Source organism: Kitasatospora sp. NPDC054795 (assembly GCF_053611565.1).
Map to the genome: position 1 here is coordinate 1 of NZ_JBSHAP010000077.1, position 21,081 is coordinate 21,081.

11 protein-coding genes and 3 pseudogenes are annotated in these 21,081 nt (G+C 69.7%); 9 read left to right on the forward strand and 5 right to left on the reverse strand.

Annotated features, from left to right (window positions below; all coding sequences use genetic code 11):
• Nucleotides 1–507: 507 nt before the first annotated feature.
• The 3 genes and pseudogenes from ACWGJO_RS25715 to ACWGJO_RS25725 all read left to right on the forward strand — a co-directional run bounded on the left by ACWGJO_RS25715 (nucleotide 508) and on the right by ACWGJO_RS25725 (nucleotide 3,052).
• Nucleotides 508–1,851, forward strand: coding sequence for a GH1 family beta-glucosidase (locus tag ACWGJO_RS25715; RefSeq protein WP_452187225.1), 1,344 nt, complete (start codon nucleotides 508–510; stop codon nucleotides 1,849–1,851).
• Nucleotides 1,852–1,949: 98 nt separating this feature from the next.
• Nucleotides 1,950–2,069 (forward strand): annotated as a pseudogene (locus ACWGJO_RS25720) (family 1 glycosylhydrolase); the annotation flags it as partial.
• 371 nt (nucleotides 2,070–2,440) lie between these two features.
• Nucleotides 2,441–3,052, forward strand: coding sequence for a hypothetical protein (locus tag ACWGJO_RS25725; RefSeq protein ID WP_452187226.1), 612 nt, complete (start codon nucleotides 2,441–2,443; stop codon nucleotides 3,050–3,052).
• A gap of 12 nt (nucleotides 3,053–3,064) precedes the next feature.
• On the opposite strand, the gene ACWGJO_RS25730 is transcribed toward ACWGJO_RS25725, so the two are convergent.
• The 3 genes from ACWGJO_RS25730 to ACWGJO_RS25740 all read right to left on the reverse strand — a co-directional run bounded on the left by ACWGJO_RS25730 (nucleotide 3,065) and on the right by ACWGJO_RS25740 (nucleotide 9,371).
• Nucleotides 3,065–4,108 (reverse strand): hypothetical protein, encoded by a 1,044-nt coding sequence (locus tag ACWGJO_RS25730; protein WP_452187228.1) that lies wholly within the window; start codon nucleotides 4,106–4,108, stop codon nucleotides 3,065–3,067.
• Between the two features lie 368 nt (nucleotides 4,109–4,476).
• Entirely contained in the window at nucleotides 4,477–5,316 is an 840-nt protein-coding gene (locus ACWGJO_RS25735) for a hypothetical protein (protein WP_452187230.1), read from the reverse strand.
• Entirely contained in the window at nucleotides 5,316–9,371 is a 4,056-nt protein-coding gene (locus ACWGJO_RS25740; protein ID WP_452187232.1) for an AAA domain-containing protein, read from the reverse strand. The genes ACWGJO_RS25735 and ACWGJO_RS25740 overlap by 1 nt, the downstream gene beginning before the upstream one ends.
• Nucleotides 9,372–9,654: 283 nt before the next feature.
• Between ACWGJO_RS25740 and ACWGJO_RS25745 the strand changes: the two are divergent.
• The 3 genes and pseudogenes from ACWGJO_RS25745 to ACWGJO_RS25755 all read left to right on the forward strand — a co-directional run.
• Nucleotides 9,655–9,787 (forward strand): annotated as a pseudogene (locus ACWGJO_RS25745) (family 1 glycosylhydrolase); the annotation flags it as partial.
• A 304-nt stretch (nucleotides 9,788–10,091) separates the two neighbouring features.
• Nucleotides 10,092–10,406 (forward strand): annotated as a pseudogene (locus ACWGJO_RS25750) (alkaline phosphatase family protein); the annotation flags it as partial.
• Between the two features lie 82 nt (nucleotides 10,407–10,488).
• Nucleotides 10,489–11,739 (forward strand): alkaline phosphatase family protein, encoded by a 1,251-nt coding sequence (locus ACWGJO_RS25755; RefSeq protein WP_452187233.1) that lies wholly within the window; start codon nucleotides 10,489–10,491, stop codon nucleotides 11,737–11,739.
• Between the two features lie 52 nt (nucleotides 11,740–11,791).
• On the opposite strand, the gene ACWGJO_RS25760 is transcribed toward ACWGJO_RS25755, so the two are convergent.
• Together ACWGJO_RS25760 and ACWGJO_RS25765 are read right to left on the reverse strand one after the other, a co-directional pair.
• Nucleotides 11,792–13,336 carry a CATRA conflict system CASPASE/TPR repeat-associated protein gene (locus ACWGJO_RS25760; RefSeq protein ID WP_452187235.1) on the reverse strand — a complete coding sequence of 515 codons (1,545 nt, stop codon included), beginning with the start codon at nucleotides 13,334–13,336 and terminating at the stop codon, nucleotides 11,792–11,794.
• Nucleotides 13,326–13,712 (reverse strand): CATRA system-associated protein, encoded by a 387-nt coding sequence (locus ACWGJO_RS25765; protein ID WP_452187237.1) that lies wholly within the window; start codon nucleotides 13,710–13,712, stop codon nucleotides 13,326–13,328. Before ACWGJO_RS25765 ends, ACWGJO_RS25760 begins: the two co-directional genes overlap by 11 nt.
• 114 nt (nucleotides 13,713–13,826) lie before the next feature.
• Here ACWGJO_RS25765 and ACWGJO_RS25770 point away from each other — a divergent pair, with 114 nt between their 5' ends.
• The 3 genes from ACWGJO_RS25770 (at nucleotide 13,827) to ACWGJO_RS25780 (ending at nucleotide 21,028) form a co-directional block, all read left to right on the forward strand.
• A complete protein-coding gene (locus tag ACWGJO_RS25770; RefSeq protein ID WP_452187239.1) occupies nucleotides 13,827–17,744 on the forward strand; it encodes a CHAT domain-containing protein in 3,918 nt (1,305 codons plus the stop codon).
• A 187-nt stretch (nucleotides 17,745–17,931) separates the two neighbouring features.
• Nucleotides 17,932–18,708, forward strand: coding sequence for a hypothetical protein (locus tag ACWGJO_RS25775; RefSeq protein ID WP_452177802.1), 777 nt, complete (start codon nucleotides 17,932–17,934; stop codon nucleotides 18,706–18,708).
• A 388-nt stretch (nucleotides 18,709–19,096) separates the two neighbouring features.
• Nucleotides 19,097–21,028 (forward strand): DNA/RNA helicase domain-containing protein, encoded by a 1,932-nt coding sequence (locus ACWGJO_RS25780; RefSeq protein WP_452177801.1) that lies wholly within the window; start codon nucleotides 19,097–19,099, stop codon nucleotides 21,026–21,028.
• Nucleotides 21,029–21,081: the final 53 nt, after the last annotated feature.

Sequence of the window (21,081 nt, forward strand, 5' to 3'; positions counted from 1 at the left end):
TGCTGACCAATCTCGAGATCAACCGCTGACGGACGATCAAGACAGAAGACTCTCGCCCACGACCAGCACGAGCACCCCGGAGAACCGTCACGCCAGCCCCTCCGACCAGCACGTTCGAAGATGGCGAAGGCTCCATGTCCGTCGTCGCTCCGCACCACCCCTGTGCGGCACCATCGCAGCTCGCAGTCCAGGACAAGGATCTTCTGGGGGCCGAGGTCGCTCCGCACCATCCCGGTGCGGCGCCATCGCAGCAGGATGGCCTGCTTGGCGGGGACTTGCCGGGGACCACGCGTTGCTCACCATTGCCTCTGAGGTGCCTTTTGGTGAACGAACAGCGCGGGTTGTCTACCGTCTGACGTGCAGCGATGGCTATGGCCGGGCGACTGGGGGTCAAGTGGGTTCTGGGACACCAGTTGTGGGGTCTCCGGGAGTGGTCGACGGTCCTCTGGTGTTCCGGTACGGCGTCGATAACATGAGGACTCCTCACATAGTTGTCAGGAGGCTGCCATGCCAAACCGCTTCGACCTGCCGGCGGGATTCCGCTGGGGTGCCGCCACCGCCGCCTACCAGATCGAGGGGGCGGCCGATCAGGACGGCCGCGGCCCGTCCGTCTGGGACACCTTCGCCGCCCGTCCCGGCGCCGTCCGCGACGGCCACACGGGCGCCGTCGCCTGCGACCACTACCACCGGTACCCCGAGGACATCGCCCTGATGAAGGGCCTCGGGCTGGACGGCTACCGCTTCTCCATCTCCTGGCCCCGCGTGGTGCCCACCGGGGCGGGCGCCGTAAACGCCGCCGGCCTCGCCTTCTACGACCGGCTCGTGGACGCCCTGCTGGAGGCCGGCATCACCCCGCTGCCCACCCTCTTCCACTGGGACCTCCCGCAGGCCCTCGAAGACCACGGCGGCTGGCTGAACCGCGACACCGCGTACCGCTTCGCCGAGTACGCCACCGTCATGGCCGACCGCCTCGGCGACCGCGTCCCCGCCTGGATCAGCCTCAACGAGCCCTTCGTCCACACCGTCTTCGGCTACGCCCTCGGCACCCACGCCCCCGGCCGCACCCTGATGTTCGAAGCCCTCCCGGCCGCCCACCACCAGCTCCTCGCCCACGGCCTGGCCGCCACCGTCCTCCATGACCGCGGCCTGGAGGCGATGCTCTCCAACAACCTCACCCCCGTCGAGCCGGCCACCGACTCCGCCGCCGACGCGGCCGCTGCCCAGGCCTACGACGCCCTCCACAACCGTCTGTTCACCGACCCCGTCCTCCTCGGCCGATACCCCGACCTCACCGCCCTCGGCGTCCCCGACGACATCTACGGCGCCGTCCACCCCGGCGACCTCGACCTCATCCACACACCCGGCCTCGACGGCCTCGGCCTCAACTTCTACAACCCCACCCGCGTCGCCGCCCCCACCGAACCCGGCCTCCCCTTCGACCTCGTCGACATCCCCGACGTCCCCCACACCGCCTTCGGCTGGCCCGTCGTCCCCGACGCCCTCACCCGCCTCCTCCTCAACCTCCGCGACACCTACGGCAAGGCCCTCCCGCCCCTCACCATCACCGAGAACGGCTGCTCCGTCGAGGAGTCCGTCGAACCCGACCAGCCCCGCATCGACTTCATGGCCGCCCACCTCGACGCCCTCGCCCGGGCCGCCGCCGAGGGCATCGACATCCGCGGCTACTACACCTGGTCCCTCCTCGACAACTTCGAATGGGCTGAGGGGCTGTTCCGTCAGAGGTTTGGCCTCGTTCACGTCGACTTCGCCACGCAGCGGCGCACCCCGAAGGCCTCGTACGCCTGGTATCGAGACCTCATTGCTGCCCACCGGGTGCGGAAAGCGAAGTAGGCGTCGGTAACTTCAGTGCAAGAGTGCAGAGTTGAGAAAGGTCGTGAAAGGTAGTTGTGGTCTCCCTATAATGACAGCCTGTCCGACGGGCTGAGGGCTACCACCAGCGCTTCGGCCTCGTCCATGTGGACTTCGCGACGCAGCGGCGCACCCCGAAGGCCTCGTACGCGTGGTACCGCGATCTGATTGCCACTCATCGTGCCCTCCGCTTAGTGTAATTGGCAGCCGGTCGCTGCGGACGGAATGGCCGTTCGGCAACAGTCGAGAGACCGTCCGGACGGCTCGGTTCGCACCAGCTGGGCCTCGGACTCAGGTAGAAGACAGGGTGTTCGATAGGTCCGTTGCCAATCCCCAGTGGTTCAGCTGCGGGCCGGTTGCGCAGGGTAGGGCGGCCTTGCGACTTCAGGACTTTCACCTCGCGCGTCCAAAGCGGAAGGACCTCGGCGCAAGGAGGCTTTTTGTCGTAGCCCGACGCGGCCACCCGGGTCCGTTCTGCCTTGAGGAGGCGAGATCCACCTGTGCACTCCCAGAAGCCCGGCGCGGAGGGGCGCCTGGCGGTGGTGCCGCGCGGTACGGCAAGGTGGGGTTCATGGCAAGTGTGGCGAATCCTGCGGCCTGGCGCTCTATCCGCGAGGCGGCCTTCTCGCAGGTGTCCCAGGAGAGCGAAGGGATCACGCTCTCGGTCCTGGGTGTCCGCGCCCTCCTGCTTTACCGGATTGATGAACGTGAACATCGCAGGCGGGAAGCGGTTGGTGCTGAGCAGTTGGACCGCATCGCTGTGTTGGAGTGCCTGCTCGGCCTTCCGGTCGACCTTCCCGTTCCGGTGGGCTCGCTCCCGCAGCAGGTAGAGGTTCGTCATCTGCCTCATGGAGCGGTCGAGTCGGACACGGAGCTGGTGACACGTCGAGCGGTCCGGCCGCTTGCGGTTGACCTCGCGGTTGTGTCGGCTACCGACTGGCGGCAGGGTCTTGAGCGTGCAGGCCGATTCGCGCCGTTCTGCCGCCGAGCCGTCCTGCTCCGCCGGCCCCCGTGCGCAGGGCTGGACGAGATCTTGACGGAGGCCGCCTTCTACGGCATCGGCGTCTTCGTCCATGAGCAGGACGGTATCCGGATGGCCCTGCAACCCGAGGCGTACAGGCCGCTGCGGCACACCGCAGCGGCCTGGCACTTCGTCGAGGAGTTGTATGGACGGCTTGGTTGAACCGCCGGCCTCTCAGTCCGCTCCTGCGCCTGTCGATGTCGAAGGTGCAGCGGCATTGAGGAGGGACCACCGCAGCAGTTGCGGTTGGACCCTGAAACCGGTCGGCTGCTGGATGGCGGCGTTGACGAGCGGATAGCGGTTCACGGCGGCACGGCAGTGTCCCTGCCACCACTGTTGGCGGTCGGGCCCGGGCGGCAGAGTCCGCAACGTCTGTTGCCAGGAGAGCAACACGGATGTGTTGTGTTGGGCTGCTGCTTTGGCGTCACGATTGCTCGGGAAGCTGTCCAGCGGCCGTTGTCCGCAGGCCTTGCACTCACAAACGGGTGCGTGCGTTGCGGCGAAGCGGCGTGCGAGGGTCTTTCCGAGGAACAGGGCCATCAACTCGGGGAACAGAACGGACGGGGAATCGGCGAACCCCGAGCTCTTCGTCGGCTCGCCGGGCGGTACCACGTGTCGGAGGCGCCCCGAAAGTCCGTAGCCGGCGAATGCCGCGCCCCCGGCGAGCGCACCGAACGCCGCGAGATCGGCCCGCAACAGGGCGGTGCCCGGTACCTGAGCCAGAACCCGGACCAGTCCGGTGAGAGCGCCGGGGAAGCTCGCCAGCGGATCCAACTGGCCGCCGAGCATGATGGCCTTGGATCCCGGTGCTGTGCTCAGTTCATCGATGAGACTGTCGACCAGATCGATCTGCAGCCAGCCGACGTCGATCGGTAGCGCGAGCACGATTCGAGGATCCTGGCGCACGACCACCTCGCGCACAGCAGCTCGCACAGCGGCCGTGTCCCCGGCTCGGAGGTACCCGGTTGGCGTGAGCGCTGCCGTCGCGCCGACGGCGAGCTGCTCCTGGACTGCCTGGCCGAGCGGGTCGGTAGCGGGGAACTCACCGGTCCGCTGCAGGTAGGGCAGTTCGGCCGTCGCGATGCCGGCCTCGTAGAACGCCGGGTCGGCGAGGAGCACGTCCTTATAGCCCTCCTCTCGCAGGTCCAGTGCCTTCCTGAGGGCCTTCGGCCCACCGATCACGAGCCCGCTCCGGCCAGTGTTGAGCTGGTCTCGCACCCACCCCACTCGTGTGGCGTCCACATGGATGAGCAGCCGTTCGGCAAGCAACTCCGGTTGGGTGAAACGAGCTTGATCGAGAGAGCGGGACCTCCGGTGTCGGGAGGATCCGTGGGGACGGGAGCGCGGGATGGAGGAGTCGGACATTGCCTCGCCTTCGAATCGGCGGAACACTCGACGACGTACTCGTGGCTCTATTGTACGGAGCGGAGCGAAACTCCGCGGTTCGCAGCGATACCAGCCGCAGGAGAGAACACAAGAGTTGGTTGAAGGTCAGGTGACTGCGGCCAGGGCGACGTCATGTGTTGAGGAGCAGGGGGCGTCGTGCGGCCGAAACGGCGACCCGGTTGAGATATGCCGGGTAGTAGTCATTGCAGGCTCAGCTCGAGATCGTTGAGAACGGCTAGGACCGGGCCCCAACACATCATGACGGTGTCGTGGTCGGGGTCGATCCCGCGTTCCCGCTGCTGACGAAGGTGGACGAAGTTGCGGTACTCGCGGACGATTTTCATGAAGTCGTGAGCGTCGACCTGAATCCAGCCGCGGGACCGTGCAGTGTCGAGCAGCAGCGCCAGGCTGGCCTTTGCCGCAGGCACCGGCCTTCCTCCGTTGGGATTCGGGAATCCCTGTGCAAGGCTCGGTTCGCGTTTGATCAGCACGTCGAGCAATAGACCTTCGGTGAAGCTGCCGATGCCGATGAGGGCGAAGACGTGCGCACCATTGTCCGCGCAGATACGGGTTTCGATTACCCGCTGCATGAGTTGACGAGTGATCACATCGCTGCTGGCCAGTCGTCGGACACGCGCCTCCAGGTCGTCGGGTGGACTGAAGGTGGTCGATCGGCCGTCCTCGCCGAGCGCGCCCAGCATCGGGCGGCCGCCCACGTAAGTGATCGACAGTTGCTCTGCGGCGAGGATCTGGTTGAGTCCTTGCCGGAGGAGGTCGGCGGACGCCATGCCGTCCTCGTACTCCAGCGGATCGCAGATGCGGCAGAGGAGGCGGCTGACGGCGGCTTCGTCATGGGCCGACTCCGTGATCGCCTCGCTGAGCCAGGGGACCCTCGCCGTGCCGTCGTACTCAACTGGTACGGGCCAGGCCGCTCGTTTCAGAAGCTCAGTCAGCTGGTAGCCGGGGCGTTCGAAAGGGCCGTCCGTGTCCACGACGAGTCGCGCGATGCGCTGGATGGTCATGGGATCGAGCTGGGGCATCAGATGTGCTCCTTGTCCGCGAACTGCTGTGAGTGATCGAATGCCTGGTTGAGACGTTCGACGATGACCCGTCCTCGCTTCCGGAAGCCGAGTTCGGTCATGGCCTGACTGATCCGGGTATCACGGTCGAGCTGGTAGCCGTCGCTGAGAATCCAGCCGGCGAGCGCGCGGAGGTCCATATCGGAGTAGGTGCCGATGCTGCCACCGAGCCTCAACGACGGTTTAGGTCCTCGCCGATTCGACGGCTCTTCTGCCCGACGTGGAGCGGGGACCGGGTCCTGAATCACCCTGCCGCTCGGCGGTTCATCGGCCGCCCGGACGACGTCTTGCCAGACGTCGACGAGTCGGTCCGTCTCGGCCTGGGGGTCAGCGAACCAGTCCGCGGCCCAGATTCGATGGAATCGCCATCCGAGTCGTTCCAGGTGTGCCTGGCGGAGCCGGTCACGATCTCGTGCGCTCACTGTGCGGTGGTAGCGGTCGCCATCCGTCTCCACAGCGAGCAGCATCTGACCGGGTCGCTCCGGATGGGCCAGTGCGAAGTCGATACGGTAGCCGGAAACGCCCCATTGCGGGACGGCGGGTACGCCTGCGGACCGCATGGCGTCCAGGACCTCCCGCTCGAACGGGTTCAGCTCGTACGTCTCCTGGCGGCCGCCAGACCGGGAGAGGTCACCCTGGACAGCGCAGTATTCGAGGAACAGGCGCAGCAGTTCAGGGCCGCGGTTCTTCGTCTCGGCACGAGGGCCGTAGTCGTGATGGGAGAACGAACTGACGACCGTCATGCGCTTGCGGGCGCGCGTGATGGCGACGTTGAGCCGACGCTCTCCCCCTTCGTTGTTGAGAGGCCCGAAACGTTGGGCAAGCCGGCCGTTGGCGGCCTTGGCATATCCGATGCTGAGGATGATCGCGTCGCGTTCGTCGCCCTGCACGCGTTCGAGGTTCTTGATGAAGAAGCGTCGGCCGGGGCCGGCCTCGGGGCTGAAGAATTCCTGTAGGTCCGGCTGCTCCTCGAGGGCTCTGCGCAAGGCGAGATCGATGCGATCGGCGTGCCGTTGGCCCATGGTGATGATGCCGAGACTCAGGTCGGCGGTATGGGTGGCGTGGTCGAGCGCCAGCTCCACCACTCGTTCGACCTCCTGAGGTGCGGATCCGTCTTGGCCGGGCAGCGTATGGCCGTCGACCACCTCCAGATGGATCGGACTCTCGATGGCGGTCCCTGGAAAGGTGACGAGCCGGTCGCCGTAGATCTCCCGGTTGGAGAAGGCGATCAGTCTCTCGTCACTGCTCCGGTAGTGCCAGCGGAGGGTGTGGACGTTGGGCAGTCGACTACTGAGCAAGTCCAGGAGCGATTCGAAGACGCCGGGATCGTTCCCCTCCTCCTCATCAGCGTTCTCCTGGCTGTCGGTGCCGCTTAGCACTCGACTGAAGAATGATGTGGGCGGCAGCTGGTTCCGGTCACCCGCGACGACGACCTGGCGACCCCGCATGATCGATGTCATGGCGTCGTGCGGCAGGATCTGGCTGGCTTCATCGAAGACCACCACGTCGAACAGCCGGGTGGCCGGTAGCACTCGGCTGACCACGAGCGGCGACATGGCCCAGCAGGGTTTGGCTGCCAGCAGCACGTCCGGGGCTTTGGCGACCAGCTTACGCAGGGGGAGGTGTCGAGTCTTGCGCGCGGCCTGGTCACGGACCACGGCATTCTGGTCGCGGTGGCCATCGCGGGCCTTTCGCAGCCTGGCCGCCACGGAGTAACGCACGCGGCTGGCGTTGACGGCCATGTGGTCGCTGTCAGTGCGGCGGAACTGTGTGACGGCGTGATCGTGTTCCCGTCCGATGAAGGTGCGAACGTGCTGGGAATGCATCTTGATCTCGTCAAGAACGGATGACCACCAGGCGTACCGGAACCGGGCGACCGCTGCCTCGGGCGTGGAGAGGCTCTGGGCCAGCTCGTCGAGCAGCGGGCCAAGACCGGCGGCCTCCAAGCGGTCGGTCAGCTGATTGAGCTCGGGCATCTGGTACAGCATCGCCCGGTGGGCGTCGAGTTCCCGCACGATCTCGGCGACCTCGTCGGCGGGTTTCTTCGCCCAGTCGTCGACACCGGCAAAGAGGGCCACTGCGGCGAGCCGGTCGCGAAGTTCGGTGAAGTTCTTCAGAGCAGCGCCGAGCTCAGGGACGGCGGACGGCGGTGCGCCGTCCAGCGACACGCTCTGCCAGCGGGTTCGCTGCTCGTGGGCCTGGACCAGCCGGGTGTGGAGAATCCGGCGGTCGCGCAGTCCGTCGCGATGGACTGCCCTGGCTTCACGGACCAAGGAGCGCCGCTGCCACCAGCCGACGGGTTGCCCGTGCTGCTTGCGCCAAGCTCGGTCGGCGGTGGCAGCGACGAACTGGTCGAGCTGCGGTCCGAAGACCTCTGCAGTGAATTCCTCGAAGGTGCCGGACACGGCTTGGAGAAGGTCCAGCAGGTGCTGCCAACCGTGGATGTCCTGTGCCTGGCACAGTCCCGCTGTGGTGATGAGCGCCTCAATCTCCTGGCGGGTGTCCACGAAGGCCGTGCCCGCCAGGTGGTCGAGTCGTTCGAGGACGGGACGGAGTTCCGTGGCGTCCCGTACGCGGGTGCGCGCCCAGGGAGATTGGCCGCGCCGAATCTGCAGCCCCTTCCGGCTGACGAACTTGTGCAGATCCTGCTCTACGTGTTGCCGGGCAGTCCGGTCCAGCTGCCGCAGGACATCCCCGCGCAGGCGCCAGCGGGTCTGTTGCTCGGACGGAACTCCCGACAGTTCCGTCAGCGCCTGGTAGGCGCTGACCCCCCACGGGGACCTGGGCTGGTGGAACTCGGAGACGTGCCGTCCGATCTGACCGCGGAAGTGCTCGAGCGAGGCGTGCAATTGATCAGGGTGCGGCGGCGGCTCCTGGCCCGACCGGTCGAGGGTCTCAAGAAGCTGTTGGGCGAGCTGCCGGCGGTTCAGCTTGTTCCCGTGGAGATCGAGAACGAGTCCGTCGAGGTCGACTTGGGCGAGTCGGTTGGTGACCGCCTCGATCGCGGCGCGCTTCTCCGCGACAAAGAGGACGCGGCGTCCCTCAGCGGCCAGTGCGGCGATGAGGTTGGCGATGGTCTGGCTCTTGCCCGTTCCGGGAGGGCCCTCAATGACCACGTGTCGGCCGGCCAGTACGGCGCGGATCGCATGCTGCTGAGAGGCATCGGCGTCGTGGACGAGGAACTCCTGCTGCGGCGGGATCTCGCCTTCCATAGGAAGGCCTTCCGTGTCCTCCAGTAGCGAGCGGGCCGCAGTGCTGTCACCGGCGATTGCGGCGATGACGGGGTGCTCGGCAAGCAATGAGGTCGAGTTCTTCAGGTCGTTGACCATGGGTAGCCGGTCAAAGCTGAAGGCCCCGACTACTAAACGTTCCTCGAACGACGCGGACAGCCCGCTCCGGTGGAGGGCCTTGGCGAGGAGGTCGTATACAGCGCGTACTCGGGTGCCTGGATCCGATTGATCCTCAAGCACGGCTGATGCTTGGTCGGTCAGTTGGTCGAGGTCGGCGTCCAGGCCGTACTGGCGGCTCAACGCGTAGAACAGGACCGGATTGATCTCCGGCTCGCCGTCGACCTGGAGGACGAAGTCGTTCTCGGTGGCTGTGCGCGGCTGGATCGTCAGGGGCAGCAGCACGAGGGGAGCGCGCAGCGGGAGGACGGTGGTTGTGCCACGTGTCCTCGGCGGGTCCACGTTGAGCAGTCCGCAGGATAGGCGGCCGGCCTCGATACCCTGCTCCTCGTCCAGTTCCATGATCCGGCGCCGCAGGTAGCGTGCGCGGAGGCAAGCGGATTTGTGATCGGACGGATCGGATACGAGACTCGCGAGCCGGACCTTCCGGCCAGTCAGCAGCGCGTGCTGTGCCTCGATCGAGACGGTGGTCAGGTCGAGGCTGCCAGTCTTGGTGTCCTTGAAGTGCAGCAGTGTGTTGCGCGGTCCGAAATCAATGAGTTCGTCGGCCCATCGCTGAGCCTGGGAGGCCACGGCCTCCTCCCTCGCGCGGCTGGCGGTGCCGTCCACTTGCTGACCCTCCGGTCCGTCGTCCTGAGCTCACCTGGTCGGTAGGCGAACGCACCAGAGTACGGCTCGGGTTGAGAGGACGAGTATGAATTCGGCGCTTGGTCGGAGATTGGGGGGAGCGCATAGGAGTGCCACTGCCTGAAGTCTTGCGCCCCGAGCGCCGGGCAGGGGCCGGGCATCTCTCAAAGGCTCACTCAGTGACAGACTGAAGTGTGGGATCCGCGGCAACCATCCGTAGACAACGAGGTTTGATGGTCGACCGGTAGAATGACAGCCTGTTCGATGGGCCGAGGGTTAGCCACCAGCGCTTCGGCATTGTCCACGTCGACTTCGCGACGCAGCAGTGCACCCCGAAGGCCTCGTACGCCTGGTACCGCGACCTCATCGCCGCCCACCGGACTTCCCGGATGCGGTAGTCGGCATCCACGGCCGGGTTCATGGCACCGCCCCTGACAGCCCGCGCGGCGCGAGGGCGCCGAGACCGGGAGCCGGCCGTACCCGACACCTCGGGTGCGGCCGACCGGCGGACGAGGGGCTTACCGGCAGCAGTGTTGCGACTGGGCGCCGTGCTCCTGGTTCTGCGATGCGTTCTACTGGGTGGCCAAGTGGGTCTGCCTCGGCTGGTACTGGGTGGCCAACCTGGTCTGCCAGGCCTGGTACTGGCTGGCGAAGTGGGTCTGCCGCGCGTTCGCCTGGTTCCTCACGGTGGTGGCCTACGTCGTGTGGCTGGTCCTGTGGATCCCCTGCCGCGTCCTCGGTCCCACCCTGTCGGAGGGGCGGATCAGGCACGTCCTCGTGCTCGTGCTGGAGAACCGCTCGTTCGACCACATGCTCGGTGTCTCCACCGGCACGGTCGATGCCGAGCTCGGTTTCCGGCCGGGGATCGGGGTGGATGCGGTGAGCGGCGCGCCGACCACCGTCAAAGGGCCCTCGGCGAGTCGGACGAACACGCACAACGGCCAGGTCTTCGCGGTGCGTGCCGGCGCGCCGTTCGTCATGCCGACCGACCCGCCGCACGAGTTCCGCGACGTCCGGCTCCAGCTGGCCTCGGAGCCGATCACCGGCACTCCGAAGGACAATGCGCGCCACTACGGCGGCAGTTACCTCCCTGCTCACCATGCAAGGGTTCGTGGACAACTACGCCAACCAGGCCGTGGCCGACAACAACGCGTCGGCGCTGGCGGATCTCGGGGCGGTGATGGCGTGTTTCACCCCTGCCCAGGTACCGGTGATCAGCACGCTCGCCCGCGAGTTCGCGGTGTGCGACAACTGGTTCTGTGCCCTGCCGGGGCCGAGCTGGCCGAACCGGTTCTTCCTGCGCGCGGCGACCTCGGGCGGGTTGGACCGCAGTCCGGACCCGGTGGAACTGGCCGCCTCACAGGTCGACGGCTACCAGTTCGAGAACGGCACGATCTACGACGCGCTGGACAGCGAGGAGTACGACTGGCAGGTCTACCACGGCGACGCCCTTCCGAAGATCGGCGCGCTGGCGGGTATGGACCTGCCCACCATGCTGGAGCGTTTCCACGGCCTGGACGAGCTCGCCGGGGATCTGCAGCAGCAGGACTTCGCCGCCTCGTACGTCTTCATCGACCCCAGCTATGGTCACGTCCTCACCGACGGCGGCGATTTCCAGTGCGGCAACAGCCAGCACCCGATCGACGACGTGACCCGGGGCGAGGCCCTGATCAAGTACGTCTACGAGTCGATTCGGCAGTCGCCGCACTGGGAGTCGAGCCTGCTGGTGATCACCTACGACGAGCACGGGGGCTTCTGCGACCATGTCGTGCCGCAGGTCGCCGTCCCGCCCGGTGACGTAACCGACCCGGCCAACAACAGCCACGGCTTCCTGTTCGACCAACTCGGTGTTCGCGTCCCCGCTGTGATCGTCTCGCCGTGGGTCCCCGTCGTCCGGCCGAGCGGAGTCGAGGGCCAGAACTGCAACCTGATCGACCACACCGCCTATGACCACGGATCGCTGCTGGCATCGGTCGAACGCCTCTACCACGTGCCGATCATCACCCTGCGTGATGCCAGAGCCAATGACTTCAACCACCTGCTGTCCGCGGCCGAGCCGCGCGGCGATGCTCCATTGACCCTCCCCGCTCCGGCCGACTCCGGGTTCACCTGCGGCGACGAGGTGCCGGTCGAACTGCAGGCCGCCGCCGACCGGTCGATCAGTTTCACCTTGCAGGGCTTCGTCCAGGTCGCGGCGCTCCACGACGCCCGGCTCCACCCCGCCGAACACGAGCGCATCGTCGAACAGGTCCGCTCGATCCACACGGTCAGGGACGCCCGCACCTACGCGCCGCCCCGAAGGTCTACTCTGTCGTCGTCGCCGATGCCGGCCGGAACGGCCGGGAGGTGACCCCGTGGGCAACGGTCGGCCGGGATCCGGGGTGTCGGGACGACGGCGTGGTTCAGGCGGGCGACCGACGCGTCAGCCATGCTCCGGCGATGGCGAACAGGGCGGTCCCGCCCAGGACCAGGAACGCGGTGTGCCCCAGGGCGCGCCCGGCGAGCCAGCCGGCCGCCGCTCCCGTCGCCAGCAGCGAGGCTGCTTCCAGGACACTGCCGACCCGTCCGCCGACGCCGCCTCGCCACCGGCGCACCACCAGCAGGGGCAGGCCGAGTCCGAGCGATCCGAGCAGGGCGATCAGCGGGGCGTGCAGACGGTCGGGAACCGGCAGTTTGTACGCCAGGGTCTGAACGGCGGTGAGAGTCATCAGAAGGGCGCCGATGACGGAGGTCTGGAGCAGGGTGAGGTACTGCTGGTGGCTCTGCAGGCGCCCCGCTGCCATCTCGGAGGCGATGCGCGAGGTTTCGGCGACCTGGTCCCGGACGATGTCCAGGTAGGCCACGTGGTCGTCGAGGAGCGGGGCGAGGAGCGCGTGGCACTGCGCGTCGTCCTCCAACGTCTTCGGTGTGCCGTCCGCCGCCGTGCCCAGGACGCGCATGCCGGCGGCCGAGATCTCGAGGGTGCGCATCATCGCGCGGAGGTTGTCGGTGGCCGTGTTCGCCAGCCTTTCCTCCGCCAGGAGGGACTGCGCCCGTACGACGATGCGCTCGCAGCGCGCCAGGTCGCGGCGGCCGGCACGGGCGCCCGCCGTCTGGCTCGCGAGGACCTGCTGCCACTCCCGGGTCAGTTCCTCGCCCTGCCGCCGCAGCCTGCGCAGCCGGGCGTCGAGGTGCGCCGTGCCGTCGGCGTGGACCCGGTACTGGTCCCGGACGGCGGCAGCGTGGGCCAGGTAGCGGGTGAGGGGGACGAGACGGTCGTCGACCGCGGCCCACGTCCAGTCGTCGAGTCGGCGCTCCTGCTCGTCGGTGGCGGCGCCAGCGGTGAGCAGCGTGCGGTCGGCCGGAAAGGCCGCGCCCGCGCTGGAGAACTCCCACATGGCCAGCCCGTCGGCCAGGTCGACCGGCCGGGAGAGTAGGGACTGCGGTGCCAGTTCCGCGCGGAGTTCGTGGGCCGCCGCGGCGAGGTCCGCCGCGGCGAGGCCGCCGGGGGCGGCCCCGTCGGGAAGCACCAGGGAACGGTGGAGGCGGACCGAACCGATGAGTGTCCCGTCCTCGGGGTCGGCGGCCGTCGCGGCGGCCCGCGCGCAGGCCGTGTCCCAGTCGTCCGCGAGGGCGCGCAGCCGGGCGGCGCTCTGCGCTCCGGTCCGGCCAGGGCCGTCGTCGGCCGCCAGCATGACGGCGAGGCCGACCACGCCGCTCAGGCGGTAGAGCACGGCCTGGCGGGTCGCCGTGGCGTCCGTCCGCTGCCGCAGCAGCCGGCCGGCGAGGGCCTGGCCCGGATCGGCGGGCAGGGAGAGGTCGCCGCCCGGCGACGGGGTGCGGTCCATTCCGGCCTGGGCGCACGCCTCCCACAGGAGCGCGAGGCGGCCGGCCCCCTGCAGTGTGTCCGCCCTGAAGAAGTAGTGGACGAGCAGTGCCTCTCGTGCGTACCTCCGCTCACTGCCCATGCCCACCCGGTTCCCCGGCTCCGCCCGTCGCGCCTGCCGAGCCCTGACCCGGGGCGCTCGGGCCCGGAGCGCCGTGAGCGGGGGCCGCCTCCGGTGGGCCGAGTCTCTCCACGAGTAGGGCGGTCCGCTCCAGCACCGGCTCCGTGGCGCCGGACGCGCCGGTCAGCGCGCGGGGGGCCCGGTCCAGCGGGACCAGGTCCTCGAGGCGGTACAGCTCGCGGCGGAAGGCGGCCTGGTCGCCCCGGTCGAGGGCTTCGGCGAGCGCCGCGAGCAGCGCATCGGCCTCCTGCCAGTCGCCCGGGACGAGCCGCGCCCGCGTGACGTCCTCCAAGATCTCCCGCGCCTCGGCCATGATCCCGCTCAACTCGTCCCGCACACAAGCTCCTTGATAGTCTCTCGCCTCCGGCCACACAGTAGGGCATCCGACGTGCCGGGCACCGGGGGATGAGGGATGGACCGAGGGCGCGGGCTCAGCAGCGGGCAGCGCGTCATGGGGCTTCTGCTGGGTCTCGGAAAGGACCGGCTCGACGGGACCGACCTGGGCCGGCGTGCCCACGAGGCGCTGCGCGTGTGGGAGAGGAACCCGGAGGACGTCCAGGCGCTCCGGCGCGCGACGGCCATGTACGGGGAGGCGCTGCGGAGCATCCCGGCCGATCACCCGCAACGGGTCGGTCTGATCGAGCAGTTGGCCGCCTGCCACCGCGACCTGTGGATCGCCGGAGGCGGCCCGGACGACCTGCGGGTCGGCCTGGAGCTCGCGGCCGACTGCGCGCGCCTGACCCCCGCGCGCGACCGCGAGGAGTGGGCCGGGCGCCGCTGGGCGACGATGGTGCTCCACGCGCTGAGCTACGGCGCGACGAGGAGCTCCGAAGACCTCGGCCGACTCGAGGATTGGCGGCGGGAGATGGCACCGCTGCTGTCGGGGCGGTGCCGCCATCCCTGGGAAAGCGGCCTGCGGGCCGCCGTGTGCCTGACGGACGCCCAGCTCGCCGCCGTGCGGGGCGACGACGCGGCGTGCGCGGAGCTTGCCGGACGGGCCCGGCAGATCTTGGGCGGTCCGGTCCTGCCCGCCGGGGGATGGGCCGTCGAGACCTGGGGGATCCTCCTGCGCCGCCGCGCACTCTTCCAGCTGAGCGCCTTCGAGGAGACCTACGACGAGTCGGCCTACGCGGAGGCGCTCGCCCTGACGTGCTGCGGCATCGAGGCCTTCGGAGCGGCCCCGGGCCCGCCGGCGGTCCTGCTCAGGTTCCGCGGCCGGCTCCACGCCGCGCGCTACCGGCTGCACCGGCGCCGCGAGGACGCCCGCCTCGCGCGCCGCGACTTCGAAGCCTCCCTCGGCCTCGCCGAGCCCTCCCCGACGGAACCCCGCGCCCGAACCCAGTGGCGGCTTGCCCAACTGCTCTTGCTCCAGCTCCACCACGGGGCGCTCGGCGCTGCGGACACGGCAACGCTCCACGAGACGGCCGCCGCCGCACTCGCGGGCACCGCCCCGGGTACCGTCGCGCACGCCGACTGCCTGCGTCTCGAAGCCGAGCTGCGCTGGGTGACGGCCGCCGACGGCTCCCCGGAACACCTGAGCGAAGCCGTACGGATGTACGAGCAGGTGCTTCCCGCCCTGCGGGACACCGGCACCGGGTGGGAGGTGCACAACCGGCTCAGCCTCGTCCTGCGGGACCTCTACCGGGCGACGGGCGACCCGCGGCACCTGGACGCCGGAATCGGGCACGCGGAAAGGTCGCTGGCGTTGTGCCCGGACCCCGAGGCCCGACACACCGCCCCGCTCCTGCACACCACCCTCGGGGACCTCCACCGTCTGCGGTACGAGGGGTCCGCACACGGCGACGACCACGACCGGGCGCTCCAGCACACCGGGCGGGCGGTCGAGCTGTCCCCGCACCCCGGCGCCGCGCCCCAGTGGGCTCTGCGCGTCTCGAACCACGCGGTCGTCATCGCCCTCGCCGGCGGGGCCGCAAGCCTCCAGCGGGCGGAGGACCTGCTGCGGGACGCGCTGCGCCGCGAGGACCCGCCGCCGTCCGAGCGGATGACGCTGCACCACAACCTCGGCACGGTCCTGCGCGAGGCCGCCGAGGTCGCCCGGGACCGGGACCTGCTGCGGGAGGCGGTCCTCCACCTGCGCCTGGCCGACGCCGCGGCCGAGGAGGACGGGGCACTGCCGGAGGCCCGGCACAACCTGGGCCTCGCCCTACTCGCCCAGTGGCAGCTCGACCGGCAGGCGGGGCCGCTCGACGAGTCCCACGACCTGCTCGAGTCCGCGCTCGCGCGCAGTGCGGCGGGGTCCTGGCTGCGCCCGCTCGTCCTGTCCGACCTCGGTGCCGTCCTCATCGCCCGCGCCGCGCACCGGGTCGGCGCGGCTGCGCCGGGCGCGGCGGCAGGGGAGGGGTCCGGCGCGACGGCGGCCTCGTCCGTCCCGGACCCGAGCGCGGTGGCTCGCGCCCGGGACGACCTGGAGCGGGCCGTGGACCTGCTGGCGGAGGCGCTCGACGAGCCCGCGGCGGGCGCCGCGGCACGGGCGCTGTTCGCCACCCAGTACGGTGAGGCCCTCGCGGGCCTGGGCTGGCTCACCGGCCGTCCAGGGCTCGTCGAGGAGTCGCTCACACCGCAGCGGGAGGCCGTGCGGGCCCTCGACGAGACCGGACCGCACTGGTTCGCGCCGGCGCTCTTCCTGGCCGACTCGCTCGTGCGCCAGCGGAACCCCTCGGCCGAGGACCGGCGGGAGGCCGCGGACCTGTACCGGAGGGTCGCCGGGCACCCGGTGGCGGCGCCCACCACCCGGTGGCGGGCCGCGGTCGCCCGCGCCCGGCTGCTCACCCGGGTGCGGGACTGGACGGGAGCGCTCGACGCGTACACGACGGCCATCGGGGCCCTCCCCCAACTGGCCTGGGGCGGACTCGACTTCGACGACCGGCTCGACACGCTGAGCGACACCTCGCAGACCGTCTCCGACGCCGCCGCCGTCGCCCTCCAAGCGGGAGCGCCACAACGCGCACTGGAGCTCCTCGAACACGGCCGCGGACTGCTGCTCGCGTACGCCCTCGACCTGCGCACCGACCTGGAGGCGGTCCGCGCCCGGGCCCCGCGGCTCGCGGCCGAGCTGGCCCTCCTGCGCGACGAACGCCCCCCACTGCGCGGGCACACCTCCGACTCCGCGGGAGTCCACCGCCGCAGGCGCCAGCGCACCTGGGACCGCCTGGTGGAACAGGTGCGCCGGGTACGGGGCCTCGAAGGCTTCCTGCTGCCCCTGCCGTACCAGCGACTGCTCGAGACCGCCCAGGACGGGCCCGTCGTCGTCCTCAACTCGAGCACGCTGCGCTCCGACGCCCTCGTCCTCCACGAGGGCCGGCTCACCGTCGTCCCCCTGCCCCGGTTCCGGCACGGGAAAGCGGTCCTGCGAGCCGAGGCGCTGGCCACCCTGGTGCACACGGCCGGCACCGAGGAGGGCACGGCGGCGCAGGTCCGGGAACGCCGCGCCTACCTGACGGACCTGCTCGACTGGCTGTGGGCCACGGTGGCCGAACCCCTCCTGCCCGTACTCGCACCGGCCGCTCGGCACATCACCCAGCCGCGCCTGTGGTGGTGCCCCACCGGCGTCTTCAACCGGCTGCCCGTGCACGCCGCGACACGCCTGCCAGACCCGCACGACCCGCACGACCGAGGCTCCGCCAGCCTCGCGGACCGGTTCGTCGCCAGCCACGCACCCACACTGCGCGCCCTGGCGGCCGCGCGCGGGGAAGCCGGACGGGCCGCATCCCGCACGGCTTCCCCGGTACTGCTGATCGGCGTCGGCAAGACGCCCCCCGGCACGGACCTCCCCCCTCTGCGCCACGTCGCTCTGGAGATCGACGAACTGGGCCGGCTGCTCCCCGCCGCCCGGAAGTTGCAGGACGAGCACGCCCACCGGGACGCCGTCGTACGCCGGCTCGCGGCGGGCGGCTGGCTCCACTTCGCGGGCCACGCGGAGCAGGACGCCGTGGACCCGGACGGCGTCCTGTACCTGTGGGAGCGCGACAGGAGCCGTTTGCTGCGGATCCGGGACATCGCCGGACTCCGTCTCGAACAGGCGGACCTGGCCTACCTGTCGGCCTGCCAGACGCACCGCGCGCCACCGGCCCACTCCGACGAAGCGGTGAGCCTCGCCGGAGCGCTGCAACTCGCCGGCTACCGGCACGTGGTCGCCTCGCTGTGGCAGCTGAACAGCCGGCGCGCCCACGAGGTCTCCACGGACTTCTACACCACTCTGCTACGCACGCCCGACGGCCGCACCGCAGTACCGACACCGGAGGCGGCCGCGGGTTGCGCCCACGCCCTGCACGCCGCCGTGACACGCCTGCGGGCCAAGCGCCCCGAGGCCGTGGACATGTGGGCCGCCTACGTGCACATCGGGCCGTGACCCCGACAGCCGAGCCGCGCGCGGTGCCGCTCCACGGTCAGCCGGCCGGCTCCGGCGAACCCCAGGGGGACGGCGGATCATCCCGGCCACCGTGCCGACGGCTCCGATGGCGGAACGCCCTGTCGGGCCCGGCACCGTGCCACCGCTCGCCTCACTGTCCGAACCGAGACGAAAGCAGTAGAAGCGCATGCTCCGATTCCTGTGGGACCTCGTGATCTGGCTGGTGCAGATGGTGGGGATGTGGGTGCTCGCCGGGACCGGTGTCCTCGTGATCCTCAGCCGTACCTCCTTTCCGAAAGCCGCCCTCGTCCGTTCCCTCGTCACCGCCGTGGTGGTGCTCGGCATGGTCATGCGGTACGGGTTCACCACGGATGGTCTGTCGGTGGTCGACAGCGTGATCCGCAAGTATCTCGTCCTGGGCTGTGTGGCCGCCGCCGTCCTGGCGGTCCTGAGCACGGTCTACGTCCTGGTCGGCCGGCCGGCCGTACGAGGAACCCGCCTGAGGCGGCTCTTCCTGGTGCGGCACGACGGCTCCCGGATTCCCGGCCCCCTCTCCACGATGGCTTTCCTCGCCGTCGCCATCGGCTTCGTGGCCTGGGTCATGACCGACATCGAGGACACCGGGAACTCGCTGGTCGACATCCTGAGCCTGTGCATCGTGATCCTGCCGGCCCTCGCGCTCCTGTTGCTCGTCCCGTTCAGCGTCGCCGGCACGGTGTTCAACGCGGGCAACGCCCATCCGGCCCTGCAGCCGCTCGCCGCGCCCTTCATCGCCGCGGCCACGGTCTTCGTCGACGGTGTCATCGCCACTCCCGAGGACCTCAAGGACCCACTCGCCGTCACCGGCCTGGCCGTGGTCGTCATCCTCAGCGGCATTGAGCTCCACCTGCTGCAGCAGAAGGGGCACGGCCTCACCCACGACCCGGCCGACCACGACGGTGACGACGCGGCCGCAGCCACGTGACACCACGGCGAGCGGCGGGACGGCTTTGGCGTCCGCGCTGTGCATCGAGGCCAGCAGGATGCCGTTCCAGCAGTCGATGCGCTCTGCCGCTTCCAGTGGCCGAGCCCGAAGCAGTCCTCGAGAAGCAGGTAGAGCAGGAGCCTACAGAATGCGGTCCGGAGTCGTCGGAGACAGATGGTGCTGCAGGCGAATTCGAGCAGGCCCTTGCGGAGGTCAGCGCGTCGACGCCGCTGCGCCGAACGGTAATTCCTTGTCTCTCCAGTCCGGCGCTGGGATACTCGGTGTCCATTAAAGTTCGCTGTCGACCGATACGTGCCGGTGGCGGGCTCCGCATGAGTGGTTCGGCCGCGACGGGGTTCCGGTCGGGCATCGGGGGAGTGGGTTCGGGATGGCGAATGGTGCCGTGTGGGGGGCGTTGGAGGCGTACTGGCCGGCCGAGGAGTTGATGCGCAACCGGCTGGCGTTGGTCGAGAAGATCGAGCAGTGCTACCGGGAGGCCCACCCCGAGGGGAAGGACCCGTCGACGGGCGATGTGACGTCGTGGCGGGAGAGCCTGTACGAGGTGGCGGCCGTCCTGACCGGCCTCGGGCGAGGTCAGGTGTGGATGTTCGTCGAGTACCGCGTCGACCCCGCCATGAACCCGATCGACGTCGTGCTCGCCGGCTGCCACCCGTCGGGAGGATTGAGCTTCGCCGCCATCGAACTCAAGCAGTGGAACACCGTCGAGCGTCCCCGGGCTGACAAGCCCAAGGGTCTGTGCGCGTCGTGCAGGTCCGGCGGCGGGAACGGCCTGTGCGCCCAGTGCGCGGTCGACCGTGTCTTCGTGCCGGATTACGACAAGCACAAGAAGCACCCGGCCGTCCAGGTGCAGGACAACGTGGTCGCTCTCAGGAAGCACCACAGCATGTTCGACAGCCGCTACGTCAGCCTCACCGGCGCCTCCTACCTGCACAACCTCAAGCGCCCGGACGCGCAGTGGATCGGCAACGTCGCGCCGTGCCCCGGAATCCCGACGTTCACGGCCCGCCGGCCGGCCGACCTGCAGAAGTTCCTCGAGGCCAGCTTCGCCCCGGTGTCGGGTGCCGAGGCGGCCCAGGCGCTCCTCGACCGGCGGCGCTCGGAGACGCTCCTCACCGACGAGATCGGCGCGATCATTGACGGCCACACCCGATTCAGCCTGGTGGAGAACCAGCTGCGCGCGGTGAACGACGTGATGGAGACCGTTCGCGCCACGTCCGCCCCCGGCACCAAGAAGGTCTACGTGGTGAGCGGCCGGGCGGGCAGTGGCAAGTCGCTCGTCGCGCTGACCCTGCTGGGAGACGCGCTGTCCGAGGGCTACCAGGCTTCCTTCGTGTCCGGGGGCGTCGCTTCGCGCGACACCTTCCGGCGCGCGGCACCGGGCCGGCGCGCCGCTTTCACGACGCTGAACAAGGTCGCCGACGACCGGGCGGCGGACGAACTCGACCTCGTCCTGTGCGACGAGGCGCACCGGTTGTCGGAGCGCCCGATGAAGGGCTCCTTCCATATGAGGCCCGGCGAGTCCTCGGTCGAGGTGATCGTTTCCCGGGCACGGGTGCCCGTGTTCTTCATCGACGGTGACCAGCGGCTGTTCGCCGAGGAGGTGTGGTCTCCGGAAGCACTCGTCGAGGAGATCCAGCGCCTCGGGGCGGAGGTCGTCCCGATCACCTTGGACCGGGTGCTTCGTGCCGTCGGCAGTGCGACGTACGACGCCTGGGTCCAGCCGCTCGTGGCCGGTGCCCCGATCATGTGGAACCCCGACGACGGTCCGGACCCGGAGCCGTTCCAGCTCTACTACGCCGAGAGCGCGGGCGAGATGGAGGGGTTCCTGCGTGCCCGGCAGGAGGCGGGTGCCAGCGCTCGGATGAGTGCGGGCATGTGCTGGCCGTGGACCGATTCGAGCGGCACGGTGCCGGAGGTCGCCCCGGAGGAGGGGTGGGCTCGCCCGTGGAACGCCGGTGACGACCACAAGACCCCCGGTGTTCCGAAGCGCAAGTACTGGGCGACGGATCCCGGAGGTCTCGGGCAGATCGGCTGCGTCCACACCGCGCAGGGGCTGGAGTACGAGTGGGGCGGTGTGATCATGGGGCCGGACCTCACGTGGGAGGACGGCGCGTGGGTCGTGCACCGCGAGCACGTGCTCAGCAAAGCCGACCGGATACGGTCCGACGAGGAGCTCACCCGGGCGATCCGCAACGCCTACGGCGTCCTCATGACGCGTTCCATCCGCGGCACGGTGCTGTACTCGGTCGACCCGGCGACCAGACGGCTCTTCGCCGAGCTCGGTCTCCAGAAGATATGAGCTCGGTGACCGACGGCGGTCGCCAGGCCGCCCCCGCACGGCCCACGAGGGGA